At 39.8% G+C, this 18953-nt stretch carries 14 protein-coding genes and 3 tRNA genes; all 17 read right to left on the bottom strand.

The features are described 5' to 3' along the window. Positions 1-12: 12 nt before the first annotated feature. The 17 genes from E7K77_RS04040 to E7K77_RS04120 all read right to left on the bottom strand — a co-directional run bounded on the left by E7K77_RS04040 (position 13) and on the right by E7K77_RS04120 (position 18827). Entirely contained in the window at positions 13-6249 is a 6237-nt protein-coding gene (locus E7K77_RS04040; RefSeq protein WP_325306296.1) for a YadA-like family protein, read from the bottom strand. 366 nt (positions 6250-6615) lie between these two features. Continuing rightward, positions 6616-6692 (bottom strand) — tRNA-Arg (locus E7K77_RS04045). A 101-nt stretch (positions 6693-6793) separates the two neighbouring features. Then, positions 6794-6867 (bottom strand) — tRNA-Gly (locus tag E7K77_RS04050). A gap of 10 nt (positions 6868-6877) precedes the next feature. After that, a tRNA-Pro gene (locus E7K77_RS04055) sits at positions 6878-6954 on the bottom strand. Between the two features lie 380 nt (positions 6955-7334). Continuing rightward, complete coding sequence (locus E7K77_RS04060; protein ID WP_004693580.1) at positions 7335-8540, bottom strand: NAD(P)-dependent malic enzyme; 1206 nt, start codon at positions 8538-8540, stop codon at positions 7335-7337. 288 nt (positions 8541-8828) lie between these two features. Then, complete coding sequence (speD, locus tag E7K77_RS04065; RefSeq protein ID WP_008715652.1) at positions 8829-9611, bottom strand: adenosylmethionine decarboxylase; 783 nt, start codon at positions 9609-9611, stop codon at positions 8829-8831. Between the two features lie 77 nt (positions 9612-9688). Continuing rightward, entirely contained in the window at positions 9689-10186 is a 498-nt protein-coding gene (locus E7K77_RS04070) for a metallophosphoesterase family protein (RefSeq protein ID WP_123138470.1), read from the bottom strand. 66 nt (positions 10187-10252) lie between these two features. Then, the gene (locus E7K77_RS04075) at positions 10253-10828 is read right to left on the bottom strand and encodes an XTP/dITP diphosphatase (protein WP_077708203.1); all 576 of its coding nucleotides are present in this window, start codon (positions 10826-10828) and stop codon (positions 10253-10255) included. A 1-nt stretch (position 10829) separates the two neighbouring features. Further along, a complete protein-coding gene (rph, locus tag E7K77_RS04080; protein ID WP_278466842.1) occupies positions 10830-11585 on the bottom strand; it encodes a ribonuclease PH in 756 nt (251 codons plus the stop codon). 163 nt (positions 11586-11748) lie between these two features. Next, complete coding sequence (locus E7K77_RS04085) at positions 11749-13167, bottom strand: histone deacetylase family protein (RefSeq protein ID WP_278466844.1); 1419 nt, start codon at positions 13165-13167, stop codon at positions 11749-11751. Then, on the bottom strand, positions 13157-14869 hold the full coding sequence (locus tag E7K77_RS04090; RefSeq protein ID WP_278466847.1) for a hydantoinase/oxoprolinase family protein: 1713 nt from the start codon (positions 14867-14869) through the stop codon (positions 13157-13159). The genes E7K77_RS04085 and E7K77_RS04090 overlap by 11 nt, the downstream gene beginning before the upstream one ends. Positions 14870-15061: 192 nt before the next feature. Then, positions 15062-15712: a coenzyme F420-0:L-glutamate ligase gene (locus E7K77_RS04095; RefSeq protein ID WP_004693597.1), complete on the bottom strand. Its 651-nt coding sequence runs from the start codon at positions 15710-15712 to the stop codon at positions 15062-15064. 12 nt (positions 15713-15724) lie between these two features. Continuing rightward, a complete protein-coding gene (locus E7K77_RS04100; protein WP_004693598.1) occupies positions 15725-16264 on the bottom strand; it encodes a hypothetical protein in 540 nt (179 codons plus the stop codon). A 12-nt stretch (positions 16265-16276) separates the two neighbouring features. Beyond that, complete coding sequence (gene murI / locus E7K77_RS04105) at positions 16277-17080, bottom strand: glutamate racemase (RefSeq protein ID WP_012863984.1); 804 nt, start codon at positions 17078-17080, stop codon at positions 16277-16279. Further along, complete coding sequence (locus E7K77_RS04110) at positions 17073-17492, bottom strand: acyl-CoA thioesterase (protein ID WP_012863983.1); 420 nt, start codon at positions 17490-17492, stop codon at positions 17073-17075. The genes murI and E7K77_RS04110 overlap by 8 nt, the downstream gene beginning before the upstream one ends. 116 nt (positions 17493-17608) lie before the next feature. Further along, complete coding sequence (locus E7K77_RS04115; RefSeq protein WP_012863982.1) at positions 17609-17953, bottom strand: YkvA family protein; 345 nt, start codon at positions 17951-17953, stop codon at positions 17609-17611. Positions 17954-17975: 22 nt separating this feature from the next. Continuing rightward, positions 17976-18827, bottom strand: coding sequence for a hypothetical protein (locus tag E7K77_RS04120; RefSeq protein WP_077708199.1), 852 nt, complete (start codon positions 18825-18827; stop codon positions 17976-17978). Positions 18828-18953: the final 126 nt, after the last annotated feature.

Below are 18953 nucleotides of genomic sequence, written 5' to 3' on the forward strand. Positions count from 1 at the left end.
TATATTTAGTTATTAACCTTTAGTTGCTAGTAAACTATTAACCATAGCTTTCAACGATTCGATTTCAGCTTGTTGTTTATCCAATACTTCCTTCTGTCTACTATTCTCTTGTTTCAAAGAGGTCATTTCATCTTGCATCACATAAATGGAGCTGATTGGACCACCTTTGTAGCGTTCTGGTACAGCTTTTTTAGCATCGCTGTTACCAAACTTATGAGTATAACCGGCATTGATCATATTATGACGTCCACCTACGGAAACACCCACGTTGAACATTGTATCTTCATTAGTATAATGAGCAAGACCTAATGCTGCTGCACTCTTACCACGGTAGTTACCATATCCAGCCATAACTTGAGTTGGTTCCAATGGATCATATTGAATTGGTTTCAACGCTGACATAGCCGCCGCATGAGCGCCTACTTGTTGTGTTTCGGATTCAACATTAGCAATTGCATTAGCAAGCTGAGCATTAGATTTTTTCAATTGACCAAGGTTAACTGCATCTGTATCTGCTGTACCAGCTGCAACGCCCTTGATTTGATTGTTGCCATTATTCAAGCCTTCAGTAGTCAAAGACACTGTACCAGCATTTGGATTTTGCGGATTAGCAGGTGTGATAGTCACGCCAGAGCCATTTACAACAGAGGTATTTCCTGCTGCATCTTTGCTCTTAATAGTGTCACCTTTCATAACAGTGGATCCGCCATTATCGTCCTTCACTTCTACACTGGACAAACCATTTAAATCTTTAGCTAATTGTACTTGTAACTTGCCGTCTTTTGCATTAACGCCGATATTGTTATCAGTCAATTTCGCTGCGTCAGCACCACCAACAATTTCGAGTTTTTCATTCAATGTCTTATCGATAACTGTATTTCCATTATCGCCAGCGAAATGTAAGCCATCATTCATTGTGGCTACAGTTTCTTTAACAGGATTGCCGTTAGCGTCTTTCGTTTCATAAACGATACGATCTTTACCAGTACCTGTACCTATCAATCCGTCAGCACCTTTAGCCGCTGTAATAGATGCATTCGCACCATCTTTACCGCGTACGCCCATAGTGCCGTCAGCACCGTTCAATACAACGCCCGGCTTATCATTTGCTACATCCCCTACGGACACACTTTCAAGACCTGTCATATTTTTATTCAAAGAATACGTGAAAGTAGTGCCTGTTTGATCAATAGTGAGGTTGTCACCGGCACGGAATTCTACTTCCGTTTTATCACCGACCTTAGTCGCTGCGTTATTGCCTGTTGCTTGACCTGTGCCTATAGCACTGCTCTTCGCCATCCAGCCGAAGTCCGCTACTTTATCTTCTACGGCCATCACACGAGTATCTACCGCTTGAATTTGGTCTTCTGTCGCTGCTTGACCGCTCACAGGAGCCTGTCCACGAGTCCAAGTCTTATTGGATAAACCGTTCACAGTACCTTTATTGTCCTTGTTAACCGTTACATCGCCCGCTTTAAGATCTTTGCCTTCTACAGTACCTTCGGATGTAATATTACCTTTAGCCTTGATGCTACCATCAGTTCCATCAAGAACAATATTACCATTACCTAAGTTAACTTTATTTGCCAACTTAATATCGTAATTCGTATGACCATCAGCAGGATCTACGGTTGCTTCTAGTACCAAATTCGGAGTTTCTGTATCTTTCTTATTAACAGATACTGTCGTTTTGGATGCTGCAGTCGCTTTCTTCACATCGCCGATGTTCGCCGCATTAGTATCAACATTACCGCCGCTCGCTACATTGGAGATGACTTTGCCACCATTGTTTAAGCCTTTATCGGTAAGAGATATTTCATTCGCACCTGGATTAATAGTAATGCCTTTAGGACCGTATTGAGTCGTATTCGTACCGTCTGTCACAGTCGTGCCTGCACTACTGATTGTAGATACTGCATTGCCGTTTTTGAATTGAGCGCTAGTCAAGTTATTCAATTCTTTAGACAATTGTACATGCAACTTACCGTCTTTCGCATTAACACCAATATTGTTATCGGACAATTTCGCTGCATCAGCACCGCCAACAACTTCTAGCTTCTGATTCAATGTCTTATTAATAACTTCAGGATTATTATCGCCACCAAATTGCAAACCGTCTTTTAATGTTGCTACCTGTTCTTCAGTGCCAGCTGCATTAGTATAAACAATGCGATCCGCTTGGTCTGTTTCACCTACATGAGCATCACCTTTTCCAGTCTTAATAGTTGCCTTTGCACCATCCGGATTTGTAAGACCTAAACTAGTCATATCAGAGATCTCTTTATTTAAGGAGAATATAATATCTCTACCAGTTTGATTTACATTTAGGTTATTACCTGCTTTAAAAGTCACTGTATCAGAACCTGTTACAGTACTTGTGGAGTCACCAGAATGAGTTCCGCCATCAGCAGCAGTAGCGACATTCCATGTTGCCAAGGTCTTAACCTTCTGTTCGCCTTCCGGTGTAAGATTATCTAGCTTATTCGTTGCAGCGTTATTGATCTTAGCCTTTGTATCATCATTAATATCAACAGTTACTACCCCATCTGCAGTAGTTGTAGCAGTCGTCATAGTACCATTTTTAAAGTTCAAACCTTTCTTTAATGTAACGGTCTTATCTGTACCATCATTATCCTTATAAGTCAGGATAGTAGATTCTGCTATCTTAGTTGGATCGATACCAATTTTGTAAGTTGCTGTATCTTTGTCCGCACTAAGCTCAGGTGTCACAGTAATCGGGCCATTAGGATCTGCTGCTGCCATTGTAACTGCTTTAACAGCCTCTTGTTTAACTGCTTTTTCTGTCACGGTTACTGTTACATCATCACCAGCTGCAGAAGTCGTTACAAGGCCTGCACCTTTTACATTAAACTTAACATCACCTGTACTTAAGGATTTTTCTGTTGTATTACCTGTATCGCCACCTAAGGAAATCTTACGAGCCAAGGCTGCCGTATTAGTTGCAATGTTCTGCGTATTGATTGCAATATTACCTTTATTTGTGGCAATTTCTGTAGCATTTTTCGTGATATTGTCCGCATTCTTTGCAATATTATCCTTGTTCTTATCGATATTAGCCTTATTCGTAGCAATATCATCTTTATTTGTTGCTACTTGTGTATCAACAGCTTTCAATTGATCTTCTGTTGCCGCACGGCCACTAACAGGAGTTGTAGTACCAGGTGTCCAGGACGTATTAGTAAGCCCTTCAACTGCAGGTGCTGTCACTTTTGAACCAGCTGTAACACTGTTAAACGTCACATCATCTTTTGTTGCAACGGTGAAAGTTTTACCATTTTGCGTAATAGCGATATTGGAACCATCATTAAATGTAACGGTATCTCCACCTGTTACTGTTTCAGCATTGCTGTTATTCGCCTTTACCTTCCATGCGGACAAGCTCTTAACTTTTTGTTCCCCATCTGGTGTAAGGTTATCTAGCTTGTTCGTTGCGGCATTATTGATTTTAGCCTTTGTATCATCATTGATATCAACAGTTACGACCCCATCTGCATCAGTTGTAGCAGTCGTCATAGTACCGTTCTTAAAGTTCAAGCCCTTCTTTAATGTAACGGTCTTATCTGCCCCATCATTATCCTTATAGGTCAAGTTAGTAGTCTCTGCTACTTTAGTTGGATCAATACCAACTTTGTAAGTTGCTGTATCTTTGTCCGCACTAAGCTCAGGTGTCACAGTAACCGGACCATTAGGATCCGCTGCTGCCATTGTAACCGCTTTAACAGCCTCTTGTTTAACTGCTTTTTCTGTCACGGTTACTGTTACATCATCACCGGCTGCAGAAGTCGTTACAAGGCCTGCACCTTTTACATTAAACTTCACATCTCCTGTACTTAAGGATTTTTCTGTTGTACTACCAGTATTACCACCTAAAGAGATTTTACGAGCCAAAGCTGCAGTATTGGTTGCAATATTACCTTTATTTGTGGCAATTTCTGTAGCATTTTTCGTAATATTGTCCGCATTCTTTGCAATATTATCCTTGTTCTTATCGATATTAGCCTTATTCGTAGCAATATCATCTTTATTTGTTGCTACTTGTGTATCAACGGCTTTCAATTGATCTTCTGTTGCCGCACGACCACTAACAGGAGTTGTAGTGCCAGGTGTCCAGGACGTATTTGTAAGCCCTTCTACCGCAGGTGTTGTCACCTTTGTCGTAGCTGTTACAGTATTAAAGTTTACATCATTTTTAGTCGCTACAGTAAATGTCTTGCCATTTTGAGTAATAGCTATATTAGAGCCATCATTAAATGTAACGGTATCTCCACCTGTTACTGTTTCAGCATTACTGTTATTAGCCTTTACCTTCCATGCAGATAAGCTCTTAACCTTTTGTTCACCATCTGATGTAAGATTATCTAGCTTATTCGTTGCAGCGTTATTAATTTTAGCCTTTGTATCATCATTGATATCAACCGTTACTACTCCATCTGCAGCAGTTGTAGCAGTCGTCATAGTACCGTTCTTAAAGTTCAAACCTTTTTTTAATGTAACGGTCTTATCTGCACCATCATTATCCTTATAGGTCAAGTTAGTAGTCTCAGCCACTTTAGTGGGATCAATACCAACTTTGTAAGTTGCTGTATCTTTGTCCGCGCTAAGCTCAGGTGTCACAGTAATCGCACCATTAGGATCCGCTGCTGCCATTGTAACCGCTTTAACAGCTTCTTGTTTAACTGCTTTTTCAGACACAGTTACGGTTACATCTTTACCAGATGCAGTAGTTTTAGCAAGACCAGCACCTTTAATATTTAAAGTACTATTAGCAAGATTAACATCACCTGTGCCGGTATCTCCAGCTACTTTCAAATTCACACTTTTTAACTGTGCCACATTTACAGCATCTGTATCAGCTGTACCAGCAGCCACACCTGTAATTTGACGTGTATTCGTCTCATTACCTACAGCAAAAGCACCTAAAGTAGATGTCAATGCTTTACCGGATAAAGCACCATATTTATCGGTTCTAGAGTCGTTTACATTATAGCCTGCTACACCACTAGCTATGCTCGCTTTAGACTGTGAACCTACAGCTACACCATTCGCTACAGTAACAGTTGCACCAGTACCTAAAGCAGTCCCTTTAGTAGCAGCAGTTGTTGTAGAAGCATCCGGACCTATAGCCATAGAATCAGTTGCTTCTGCACCTTTATTAGATTTATTTCCAGCCAAATCAGATTTAATAGAAATATATTTAGATAAAGTCTTCTCAGCTATTGCATATAACTGAGAGCCATTCACCGCATCTGTAGAAGTTGCACTGACAATACCAGGAGCTACATTTTTAAGCTGACGTTCATAACCAGGAGCACCGAATGATACCACGTCACCAGGCAACACATTTTCACCACCGGCCCAGTTAACCGTATCTCCATTACTCATAGTATAGCTTGTTTGTGCTACACCCGCTGCATCAGTATTAGCACCACCACCGATTGCAATGGAGTTATCCCGATTAGCTTTTGCACCGGCACCAATAGCGATAGCGTTAACTACATTACCAGCCTTACCATCTAGGCGAGTAGCGGAATCCGCCCCCATGCCGAGAGAAAGACCCAAGTCACCAGCTTTAGTTTTCATCCCAATGGCAGTCCCTGCATGACTAGCTGTAGCGGTGATATATTGAGGCAATTGGATATTCGCCAAATCAATAGATGCCTGTCTCAATGTCCCCGTTTTAGCTTGTCCAGTGTTAATATCTGTATAAGTTACAGTTCTAGCGAATGCAACCTCTACGTCATCACCACCTACTACAATAGAGGAATCCCCACTAGCTACAGTATTACCACCGATAGCAATAGATTGAGAACCAGTCGCTTTAGCACCACTATCATCAGACGCACCCCCAATAGCAATTGCCTGATCTTCTGTTGCTCGAGAATGTCCACCGATAGAAACACTATTATTACCACTAGCAATAATCCCAGAGCCAATACCAATTGCCCTATACCCATCAACTGAAGAAGTTCTAAATTGACTGCTAGTCCCTATAACTATACTAGACATATTACTTGTAGTTGCATACTGACCGATTTTAATAGAGCCTTTGTCTGTTAGCTCCGACGGTAAAGTCGCCCCCATAACATGAGCTGCACCACCAGTTACCGTCAACACAGCAAAAACACTAGTCAATACAGCCTTTTTAGCACTATAGTTATTTGCTATCTCAGACACAACTACATAACACTCTTTGCTTTTACTCCAAATCACCTTGAAAATCTTATTCATGAAACACTCCTATTACAACTATAACCTAGATATCCATTTATAAAACCTCATACTTACATATGAAAGCTTATAATTAACCATAATATTTATAATTATATAAAATCATCAATATAACAATCAAGATAAATTCATTTTTCATTCATGCTTTATCATCATACAAAAATCCAGTGTTTATAGTATTATTTTAATTCTTTTTTAGACTTATACCATCTTATAAGTACATTATTTTACTCATTCATATATTAGTTTATGAAATTTTATTCATTTTTAATACAGGTTTATCTTTTTACAGTTTTTTTATGTGTAACTATGCTAAAAACGCAAACAAAAACGGATAGCTCATTACGAACTATCCGCTTATTTCTTTGGTGATCCAGGAGGGATTCGAACCCCCGACCCACGGCTTAGAAGGCCGTTGCTCTATCCAACTGAGCTACTGAACCATGTGGATTACCTATATAATTATCTATTATAGTATAAATTATGTACTATGTATCGTCAACTACACCCTATCTTAGTATACCCTAAAAAAGGCAAAAAAAAATGGAGCGGGTGAAGGGAATCGAACCCTCGCGACCAGCTTGGAAGGCTGGGGCTCTACCATTGAGCTACACCCGCAAATAAAAAATGGTCGGAGCAGCAGGATTCGAACCTGCGACCCCCTGGTCCCAAGCCAGGTGCGCTACCAAACTGCGCTATGCCCCGTCATTAATTACTTTGCTATTATAGCAAACCCGGTAGTTGATGTCAACCACTACTCTTGCTGAGTTCTTACTCTCTTGAGTATCGCTCTGCAACGAAAATTATTATATCATTGATAGAAACTAGTGACAAGTACTTTTTTACAACTTCATTAATTTTTTTACTGATACATTAATACATTCTTTAATATATATCTATTCTTACTTCTATTATCCTATACGCCTACGCCTCTATATCATTTTAATCTATAGATTATTCGCCCTAATAGTATAAAGCCAATCATATACTTAATCGATCATATAAAAACATGCACCCCTTTCGAGGTGCATGTTGTATTGTTCTATGGTTATATAAAATTATAAAATGCTAGTAAAGCAAATAAATTAACCTTCGTAGCTACCATCTTCTATTGCTTGAGGATTTTTAGCAATACCTTGTTTTACAGCAACTTCAGCAACTGCTTTAGCAACAGCTGGAGCTACGCGAGGATCAAATACGGATGGCATTACGTTTTCTTCATTCAATTCACTATCAGGAATCAAGTGAGCCAAAGCGTCAGCAGCAGCTAATTTCATTTCATCAGTGATTTGAGACGCACGAACGTCGATAGCACCGCGGAATACGCCTGGGAATACTGCTACGTTGTTGATTTGGTTAGGAGCGTCGGAACGACCTGTACCAGCAACACGGATACCAGCAGCTTTCATATCAGCATATGTTGCTTCTGGGTTAGGGTTAGCCATTGCAAATACAATTGCATCGTCAGCTAAGCTTTCCAAAATTTCTTTTGTAAAAGCACCTGCTGCAGATACACCAAGAAGAATATCAGCACCTTTAGCATTTTCAGCCAAATCGCCATGTTTTTCTTCAAGTTTAAGTAAATCGATTAATTCAGCTTGTAAAGAGTCAAGACGTTTGTAGTCTTTATGCAATACGCCAGAGGATACCAACAATGTGATATCACGAGCACCTGCAAGGTATAATAAGCGAGCAATATTAGCACCCGCCGCACCAGCACCGTTTACAACGATTTTAGCAGTAGCTAAATCCTTTTTAACCAAACGAAGAGCGCCTTTTACACCAGCTAAACATGCGATAGCAGTACCATGTTGGTCATCGTGGAATACAGGAATTTCTAATTCTGCTTTCAAACGATTTTCAACTTCATAGCATTTAGGAGAGGAAATATCTTCTAAATTAATACCAGCAAAGTTTTTTTGCAACAATTTTACTGTGTTGATCAATGTATCAGCATCTTTTGTATCTACAACCAATGGAATGCAGTCTACATCACCGAATTTTTTGAACAATAAGGATTTACCTTCCATTACTGGCAATGCTGCTGCAGCGCCAATATCACCAAGACCAAGTACACGAGTACCGTCAGATACAACGGCAACCATGTTGGAACGGCAAGTTAATTCGAAGGATTCTGCTTCATTATCTTTAATACGCAAACATGGTTCTGCTACACCTGGTGTGTAAGCTACAGATAAATCATGAGCGTCTTTTAATTCATATTTTGTTCCTACAGTAAGGAAACCTTTTAATTCACGTTTTTTTTGTACAGCTAATTCACGTACGTCCATAACAATTCTCCTTTGTGGATACACTCGGACTCTTTAGAGTCGGTAATTTATACCTTTAACTAATTGTATTATACAAAATGCTAAATCATAATTCAAGTTTTTTCGATATAGTTTTTCGAATTTTTTAAAAACAACTATCATTAAGCTCCCGTAGTAATAAAGATTAAGCTCCAGTAGTAATAAAGTAAATTATAAAAAAGTAGATAAACCATATAAAGCTTATCTACTTCAAATCTATCTTCGTATTATACGATAAAAGCTGTCACATCAATGTTATAAAAGCTGTCTTTAAGCTTTTACAGATGGCAAATTGCGTCCATAGAAGATTTCCATCATTTCTTGTTTTAATTGATGTTTAATTTGCTTGATTTCACGATCGCTCAACTCTGACTCAGTGATGCCAAAGAGATAATTATCTAAATCAAATTCTTTTAACATCATCTTTGTATGGAAAATATTTTCTTGATATACATTTACATCAATCATATTGTACATGTTGCGAGTTTTTGCACTGATGTAATTTTGAATAGAATTGATACGATGATCAATATAAATTTTCTTACCAGACACGTCCCGAGTAAAGCCACGTACATGATAATCCAAGGTAAGAATATCAGAGTCAAAACTTTGAATTAAGTAATTCAGTGCATTTAGCGGAGAGATTTGTCCACATGTAGACACTTCAATGTCGGCACGGAATGTACTAATCCCTTTGTGCGGATGGCTTTCAGGATACGTATGTACAGTAAGATGCGATTTATCTAGATGCATAACTACATCTTCTTTTTCAATTTCCTCTTCAGAAATCAAAATTGTAACAGACGCACCTTGTGGATCATAATCTTGTTTCGCTACATTAAGGATGTTAGCGCCAATAATATGGCTAACTTCCGTCAAAATAGCTGTTAAACGATCCGCATTGTATACTTCATCAATGTATTGAATGTATTGTTTTTTCTCTTCTTCCGTACGAGTATAACAAATATCATAAATATTAAAACTCAATGTTTTCGTGAGATTGTTAAAACCATATAACTTCATTTTAGGCTTTGCTTTAACTGGTGTATCCATGATATGTCATAACCCTTTCCATGCATAGACTTACTATTCCTTTTGAAAGTTTCAAAACCGAAGCTTTCACCATATAACTAAACAATATCTTGTTTATACACAAACTCTACATCAAACTGTCCATTATCGTAGATAACGATGGCAAAGGTACCACCGGAGCGATCACGAGCCAAAGAAATACTACCAGGATTTACAAATACCGCATCACGGGCACGAACCTCCCCATGATGATGGCTATGACCGGACACGATGAGTCGTGCACCCATGTCAGTTCCTAACTCAATCAATTTTTGTATTCGATTATAATATGATACCTCATGACCATGTGTCATGTAAATATAGGTATCTTCAAGAGGAATTAATTGCTCTCGTGGTTCAAGCGGTTGCACACGGTCGTTGTTCCCACGTACAGCATATACAGGAATATCCGTATGTTCCTGCATATAGCGTGCGTCATCTCCAAAATCACCAGCGTGAAGCCACATATCGATGTCTTGATCAGCGGTAGCAGCCAAGACGAGGTCGATATCCTCTAGATACCCATGAGTATCACTTAAAATTCCAATTCGTTTCATTGTATTTAATCTCTAATGCCACTATATTATATATTTATATGAACTATACCATATAGTTCAGAAATATCAAAGCTTACTAATTAATTCGCGTAATGCTCGACCACGATGGCTAATCGTTTCTTTTACGTCGATGCTAAGCTCTGCCATCGTCTTTTCAAATTCAGGTACATAGAAGTATGGATCATAGCCAAAACCATTCTCCCCTTTTGGCTCATCTTGAACAAGTCCATCACAATAGCCTTCCGCAGTAACTTCTCGACCATCAGGATATACAAGCGCTAAAGCGCATACATAATGGCCTGTACGGTCACGTTTACCCTGTAGTTCACGAATTAATTTCTCATTATTTGCATTATCATCACCATGATGACCTGCATAACGCGCAGAATATACACCTGGAGCCCCATCAAGAACATCTACAGTAAGACCAGAATCATCAGCTAAACAAGGTCGATTTGTAGCCTTAGCGTAGTATCGAGCTTTTAACAGAGCATTTTCCATGAAGGTGGTGCCAGTTTCCTCTGGTTCCTCAACGGAAATCACTTCTTTCACAGGTACGCAATCGATAGACAAATGAGAGAATGCCTCTGAAAACTCACGAATTTTTCCTTTATTGCCTGTAGCAAGTACAAATTGTTCCATCTTACACCTCTGGCGCTGTTGGATATACCTTACCAACTTTATCTGCTGTCGCACCAAGTACTTCACGTTGTTTAGCCATGAGCTCATCAGTAGCAGTTTCTGCTAGATCAAGTAAAACATTGAGTTCATCACGGTTAAAGGTACCGTGTTCGCCTGTACCTTGTACTTCAACCATATTGCCAGAACCGGTACGAACTACATTCATATCTACGATGGCAGCACTATCCTCTTCATAGCAAAGGTCCGTAATAGGACCTTCTGGACCAATACCTACAGAGATGGCTGCACAAAAATCAGTAATTGGGAATTTTCCTGCTCCGCCAAAGGTGAAGTCTACTGCATCAACGAGGGCTACAAAAGCACCCGTAATAGATGCTGTACGCGTACCGCCATCCGCTTGGATAACGTCGCAATCAATAGTAATAGAGCGTTCGCCTAAGGCTTCAAGGTCTACGACAGCGCGCAAAGCACGGCCGATAAGACGTTGAATTTCTACGGTACGACCAGTTTGCTTCCCCTTTGCGGCCTCACGACTCACGCGAGTTTGCGTAGAACGTGGCAATAAGGAATATTCCGCAGTTACCCATCCTTGTCCAGAACCTTTTAGCCAGCGCGGCACAGAATCCTCAACAGTGGCCGTACAGATAACCTTGGTCTTACCGCACTCAATGAGTACAGAACCTTCTGCATACTCTGTAAAATTCCGTGTTATTTTAATAGGTCGCAATTGACCGGCTGTTCTATTATCGCTGCGCATAGGAACCTCACCATTCTAAAAGTAAATATTAGAACGCCCCTTACATAAAGGGGCGTTATTTCTTATATTATATCACAATTTTACTATTTTTCAGCATTACGAATTATATTGTAATTCGCGATTCTAACATGATAACTCGCGTTATCATTTACGGAGATTAACATTATAGTTCATATTGGCCGTTGCCGAGTGGATCCACCACAACATAACGGCTAGCTCCCCCTTCTGCTTTGGCTCGTTTTGCTTCTACAATAGCATCTTGACGCGTCCCTCCATCTGCTTGCCAAGGAATGAACATAGCATATACACTTTGCGGTCCATACGGTCCATATTGTCCTCGTGAAAGCACGCTATGCCAGCCTACTTTGTTTTCATACATGCGCACCTTTTCAAGTCGCTCCTCTTGTACACCCGTTTCATCGTAGTACACGTTATAATGATTAGACCAAACATCCCCTGCACGTACGCGCTCGTCTTCGGCCATCTTATGCCGGTTAGCCCATTGTATTTTCCACTTGGCGATTAAATCATCTATGTAACTAGTTACATTTTGACTCTGTTTGTATTTAACAGGATCAAAGGCAGGTTCTACGACTTTGCTATAATCAAGACCTGCCATGGATAAAATGATACCCGTATTTACATATGGCAACGCTTCTTGTACGGAATAGCCTCCTTCAAGTACAGCTATATCCGCTTGTAACAAATCGACTAATTCTGCATACCCCTTCGCAGTTACCTGCATATTAGCCAACGGATCACTAAAGTGATTATCTTGTCCTGCCGAGTTAATGACGATATCTGGATTAAACTCTTCAAGAATAGGCAATACAAGCTCACGCATGACCTTCATCAAACCTTCGTCACCGGTACCAGGAGGTAGTGGAATATCTATATTACTACCGATAGCCTGAGGTCCACCAAATTCATCCATAAAGCCTGTTCCTGGATAGAGGGTTCGTCCATCTTGGTGAAAGCTAATATACAATGTATCTGGATCGTGGTAAAACACATCTTGAGTGCCATCACCGTGATGTACATCAGTATCTACTACGGCAATGCGTTTGATTCCATAGGTTTGGCGCATGTGTTGAATCATAACGGCTTCAATATTAATCGTACAGAAGCCACGAATACCATGAACCATAGCCATTGCGTGGTGACCTGGTGGTCTTACTAACGCAAAAGCACGGTCTACTTCACCGCGCATGACTGCATCAGCTGCCGCAATAGCACCTCCAGCAGATACCCGATGAGCTTCAGTCACCCAAGACTCTAAATCTGGAGCACCAACGTGAACCCGCTCTATTGTATCCCAATCCGCTACTATTGGATTATATTCTCTAATATTGGGTATATCTAACAGACCTTCCTCTACGATTTGATCTCGCGTATAGAGTAAACGCTCTTGTCGTTCAGGATGTGTTTCAGAAATTTTCCAGTCAAAAGCAGGGAAAAAGACAAGGCCTAAACTGTGATGATATTTAGCTTTATCAATAGTAGAGCTCGTAGCCTCATCCTGTTTAGTATCCATATTCAGAATACCATGACGCTCTCGATAGGATAGTCCTTTATTCCACATAGTGTTTCACCCCCGCCGCCAGTTGTACTTTCACAGTAATTAAACGCTCCATAGATTGCCATCCCTCTACTACAGGGAAATCCTCAATGCTAATGACCTCTATCTCTTGCACCGTATCTAAACCTAAACGTATCGCCTCTTCACTAAGAGTTTCTTTTGCTCGTTCCACAACTTGTTCCGCTCGTTTCAAAGTACATTTTTGTTGTTTAACACCTAATTCAGGAATGACTAGCAACCGACGTTTTGTGTCTACATGAACAGTGAGTTCGATGGTAGATAAAGCTAGTGCAGCGCCTATAGCATTTGCTACGGCAGCATTCTCAGGAATCGTAACAGGTAACTCTAGATACTCCCCGATACTCGGACCTAAACTTGGTGCTGTGCCCCCTACCACAACGATATGTTCTGGTACAAATACATCAGGATTTACAATATCTGCTACCACATAAATAGGTCGTTTATTTTCTACTTTTACGACCTCGTTAATACCATGTTGAATCGTTTGCAACGCTTTTTCTACGATTAGTCGTGCTACATCAGAGGCAGTCTTAATAAGAGTTAATTGATTATTTGAAGTATTTACATTATTAGATCGTAATGTAGCCTGTATAGCATCCGCTAAATCTTGTAAAGCTCGTGATGCCAGATTAAAGTCACCATAGTTTGCATGACCGAGCACGATAAGTGCATCCCCCAAGGTAGGTTCTATCCCACCTAGAGCCACTGATGGTCCCACTCGTTCAGGACCTACGGTAAGATTACCATTTTTAAGGCGAATTACAGATTCCCCACCAATACCGACGGAAGTAACGGCGAAGGATCGCACTGCACTTGGATACTCACGGATAGATACACCATTTTTTGTCATCAATGGTTTACCATGCTTCCAAAGGGATATATCCGTTGTAGTACCCCCAATATCTAGAGCCACTGTATGCTTATTACCTATAACGCCGAGAGCCGATAGTCCAAGAACTGTTGCAGCAGGGCCTGTAAAGGCAGTCTCTACTGGACGACTCACCATATGCTCCATAGGTAGAGAACCACCATCGGCCTTTAAAATGTGAAGTGGAGCCAATATATTCCGTGCACTGAGAGCATCTTCAACATTTTTCTTAAACACCGTAAATACGGGTGTCACAGCGCTATTAAAATAAGCACTAATAGTACGACGAGGGAAATTTAAAGAACCACTTAATAAACTGCCATTAGAAATTGTATGATACGTATTTTTCAATTCCTCTGTAATAGATAGTTCTTCTTGAGGATTCCGCACCCCAAATTTAGCGGACACAGCAGCCAAATCGGTACCACTACGTGCTTGAACCATGTTGGCTATACCACGTACAGCATCAGCAGGGGTACGCTCTACAACGATACCTCTATGATCTGTATAACCTTGAAGATATATAGGTTCCACGGGGAATATATCATCTACATTACGGCCTGGACCTGTAATCACATAGAGATCTACTACTTGCTCCTTCGCTTCTACGATGGTATTTGTCACCACGGTAGTAGATAAGGTTACTTGTTCAATATTTGATGTATCATAGCCCTCCAAAACCGCATCTAAGGCCTCACCTATACCATTCATTAGATTATCCTTTGTAGTCCGCCTCTTCGCAGTTGCCACTACACGATGGGCATCAATGATAACCGCATCGGTAAAAGTTCCACCTACGTCTAACCCTAGTAACATATAACCTCCTTTTAGTATTAATAAAGAATCCATACAAACTCAAAACGTAGTAAAGAAAACTCCATTTAAGCTACCATATACTCTCTATTTGATCTAATATGCAATCCCTATTCAAATCTGCGTATAGTCCATATTCAGGCTCATTATATAAAAAAGCTGTACCCATCTCTATGTGATGAGTACAGCCTTCTGTTATTTACCAGATACAGATGCGTAATTTTTGATGATAACAATCGGAGTCATTTGACTATCGTTACCAAATGGATTATCAATCAACAATTGTGCAATTTTTTTAGCGTCAATTCCACGACTTGTACCTAAAATAGCGGACCGTTTCAAATCATTAACATCAGCTACAACGGCACCGTAACAACCAGTGCGAGATACAATTTTCTCAGCCACTTTATCCGGATCCTTTGGACCAAATACAATGTGCTTATCAAATGGAGGCATAGTCCCCGTTACATCATCTGTTAAGGATGCAGCCCGAGCAATTGCATAGAATACCCCTGGTTTACGGAAAATTTTAGCAATAGCGCCTAAAATAAAAGCACCTAATACCTTCCATTTACCATCCAAATTCATAGCCGATTGCATACCATAAATAGATGCCATGGATCCATCTGGATGGATAAAACGATTAATTAAACGAGCTTGCCAGCACACATTTAGCTCTTCAGGACGTGTAAAACGACCTTGCGTAATAGCTACTACAGATTCAGCAACGCATACGATATCTTCAGGTCCAATATTATGTCCGCCAAATTCAACGATAGCATCAACGATGTCATCATTATCTGTAAGGATACGTGTTGGCACACATACTAACTCTAATTCTGCCATTGTTATGCCTCCTTATTGAACCATTGCTGCTTGAACTTCTTCAGCAGTCAAACGAATACGCTGTTTATCAATATGATAGTCTGTCCGGCCTACGATTTGGTAGTAAATATCGATGTCCATATAAGGGAATCCCTTAATATCTTCTCGAATATTGCCAGTTTTACCTGTTAATGTAACATATACACGAATTGTGCCACCTTTGCGTGGTTTGATAATTATAGCTTCAAAATATCCATCTTGACGCGGACGATTAATATCCATAGCCCAAGCATTTACTTTAACGGCATCAAAATGTTCTTCCGGTAATAATGGACGTGGAAATAAGTCCATTATTGTGCCCAATTGGCGCCCTTTATTTACAAATGGTATATCACAGAACAAAGTAATGGACTCAAAACTACGATCAGACACTTGGAAGTTCGTTGCCCGTTTCGCTAATAAGACAATATTTTCATTACCTTGTTTCAACACAAACAAACGGAATAATAAGTACAGAGCTGCAACAGCCACAATAATAGCTATTACTGCACTGAGGATGTTATAAAACCACATAGGGTATCTCCTTTATAATGTAATATGTTCAATGGTACGACGGCTTGTATCAAGGAAGGATGCACTCAACGTATCACCAAGTTCGACATCCTTTGTAAAATACAATGTCACGGTGCCTACAGTATCTTGATGATTGAAAAGATTTTTACTCTCTAGTCTGTGACGAACCAATTCACTTGTTTCAAAAGCAGGATCAATGAACTGAATGCGACACGATGTTAGTTCCTCTAGTAAAGGTTGTACAAATGGAAAATGAGTACACCCCAAAACAACAACCTCAATTTCTCGAGATAATAAAGGTTCTAAATAATCCTTGCATACTTCACGAACAAAGTAATCATCTAAATGACCTTGTTCAATAAGCCCCGCCAACTCTGGACAAGGTTGTTCCCAAACAAAAACCTCATGATCAACTTCTAAAGCCACATGCTTATGAATATGACTATTTACAGTGGCCACGGTCGCCATAATACCGATAGTCTTGCTTTTACTTTTATTAATAGCTGTTTTTACACCTTGTGATACACCAATAACTGGCACAGATACAAGTTCACGTACCGCATCAAGAGCCACAACGGTGAAGGTGTTACAAGCAATCACCATCAACTTAACAGGCTGCTTTTCTAGCGTCTCCGCAATACGGCACGCTAAATAAGTGATTTCATCATCACTGCGATTACCTACAGGATTATTCGCATTATCACCGATATAGATAAAATCTTCGTTAGGAAATTGTTCTTGTAATACCTTTAACACAGATAGTCCGCCTACACCAGAGTCAAATACACCGATAGGCAATTGTTGTACATTACTCATGCGGCATCTCCTCAACAGCTGCTAACATAGGCAGATAGAAAGTATCGTCTAATCGCACAATTTTTCCTGTTAATTTTGACATAAAGGCGTTCTTAGTTTCCCCCGTAGCAAGTATTGCACCATCACTAGCACGGCGCATGCGATAGCGAAACACCATTTGAGCCCTCGTCATCTTAACCAAATACGTTTCGATGTGAAGTTCATCATCGAAATTCGCAGGTTCTTTATAATTGCAAGATACATTCATGATGGGAAATACAATATCCTCATTCATCATATCCCACAAAGTGACACCGATCTTACGAAGGAATTCAATGCGCGCCATTTCAAACCATCTAAAATGATTACTATGGTGAGCAATCCCCATCATATCAGTTTCATAAAATCGTACATTTACTGAAGCAATATGCATAAATTCTGTCCTTTTTAAATAGTATACAATTTTTATTCTATATCTATTACTTTAGTGTGTCAAATAAATAAAGGCAGTTCAATCACTATGGATCAAACTGCCTAAAATGGTAAAAGTTAGCGACTGCTACCAAATGGAAAGAATTTTTTTGCCTCTTCTTGATGACTCGTTTTGATATAACGATTCGCAATCTTAAAGGCTAATCCGAGTACTGCCACATCATCTACCCAACCTAATACAGCAATCGTATCCGGTACAATATCAATAGGTAATACCAAATATCCTAAGGCACCTGCAATGACCGCTTTTACATATTTGGGAGTGTCCTTGTCGCGAAAACAAAGGAACAAGGTTACTGCTTGTTGTACAAAGGCAAGTTTCTTACCATATCGACCAAGAAACCCTAAAAATCTTGATTCGCTAAAATACTTACCATATTTAATAATCTTAAATGGATTCATAGTAATAATAATCCTTCAGCGTTTATTTACGCAAACCGCCAATTTTATCTTTCGCTGTGTTAACAGTGTTTGTAGCAACATCTTTTGCTGTCTCTACAGCATCAGAAGCTTTAGTTTTTGCAGTTTCTACTGCTACCTGTGCAGAAGCTTTTGCTACTTCTACACCACCTTTTGCGAATTCTTTAGCTACTTCAATACCTTCTTTAGCAGAATCAAGTTTTTCTTTCGCTGCATCAGAAACCTTTGCTACAACTTCTGCTGCGTTATCATGAATTTGATATTTTGTTTCATTATTCCATTTATTGATGGCAGGTGTTACTTTTTCTTCGTAAACTTGCTTTAAAGATTCTTTAGCAAGACCTGTTTCATTAGCAATCCCAGCCCATACGTCACGTTGACCTTGAGTGAATGGAATACTAGCACTTGCATCACGAACGATTTCAGAAGCAATAGCTTTACCATTTTCAAGGAATTCAGCAACCATCGGTTTGTAACGTTCGATATCAGAAGGCATACCATCTTGAATCCAAATATTTGCAATTTTACCAATAGCATAAGTTAAACCGATAGCTACAGGAACGCGAACAGCTTTAATTGGAATTAGAAGGGATACTGCAGCTGTACCTACAGCTGTGCTAAGACCACCTACTAAACCAACTACAGCACCAGCTTGCAATTCTACGTCATAAAGATGAGCAATACGAGTTACCATGTACGTAGCATTGGCGCACAAAGCGACACTGCTGAATTTAGAGGATAATGCCAATGCTGCCGCACGACCTGCCCCCCAGAAAATAAATTGTTCAACTTGATAGTCACGATCTTGAGATCCATCCATAAGTGGCTCAAGTGTTACGCCATTATATTCTGCCATAAGTATTCTCCTTTGTTGTGAACCAACTATAGGTCTTATTATTAGTATTATTATACCATTCTATTGATAGAAGTGAAATGAATTTTTCTAATTATCCATATATAACAGCTTCTAATATTTTCTATA

The sequence above is a fragment of the Veillonella parvula genome (assembly GCF_032577575.1).
Classification (GTDB): Bacteria; Bacillota; Negativicutes; order Veillonellales; family Veillonellaceae; genus Veillonella.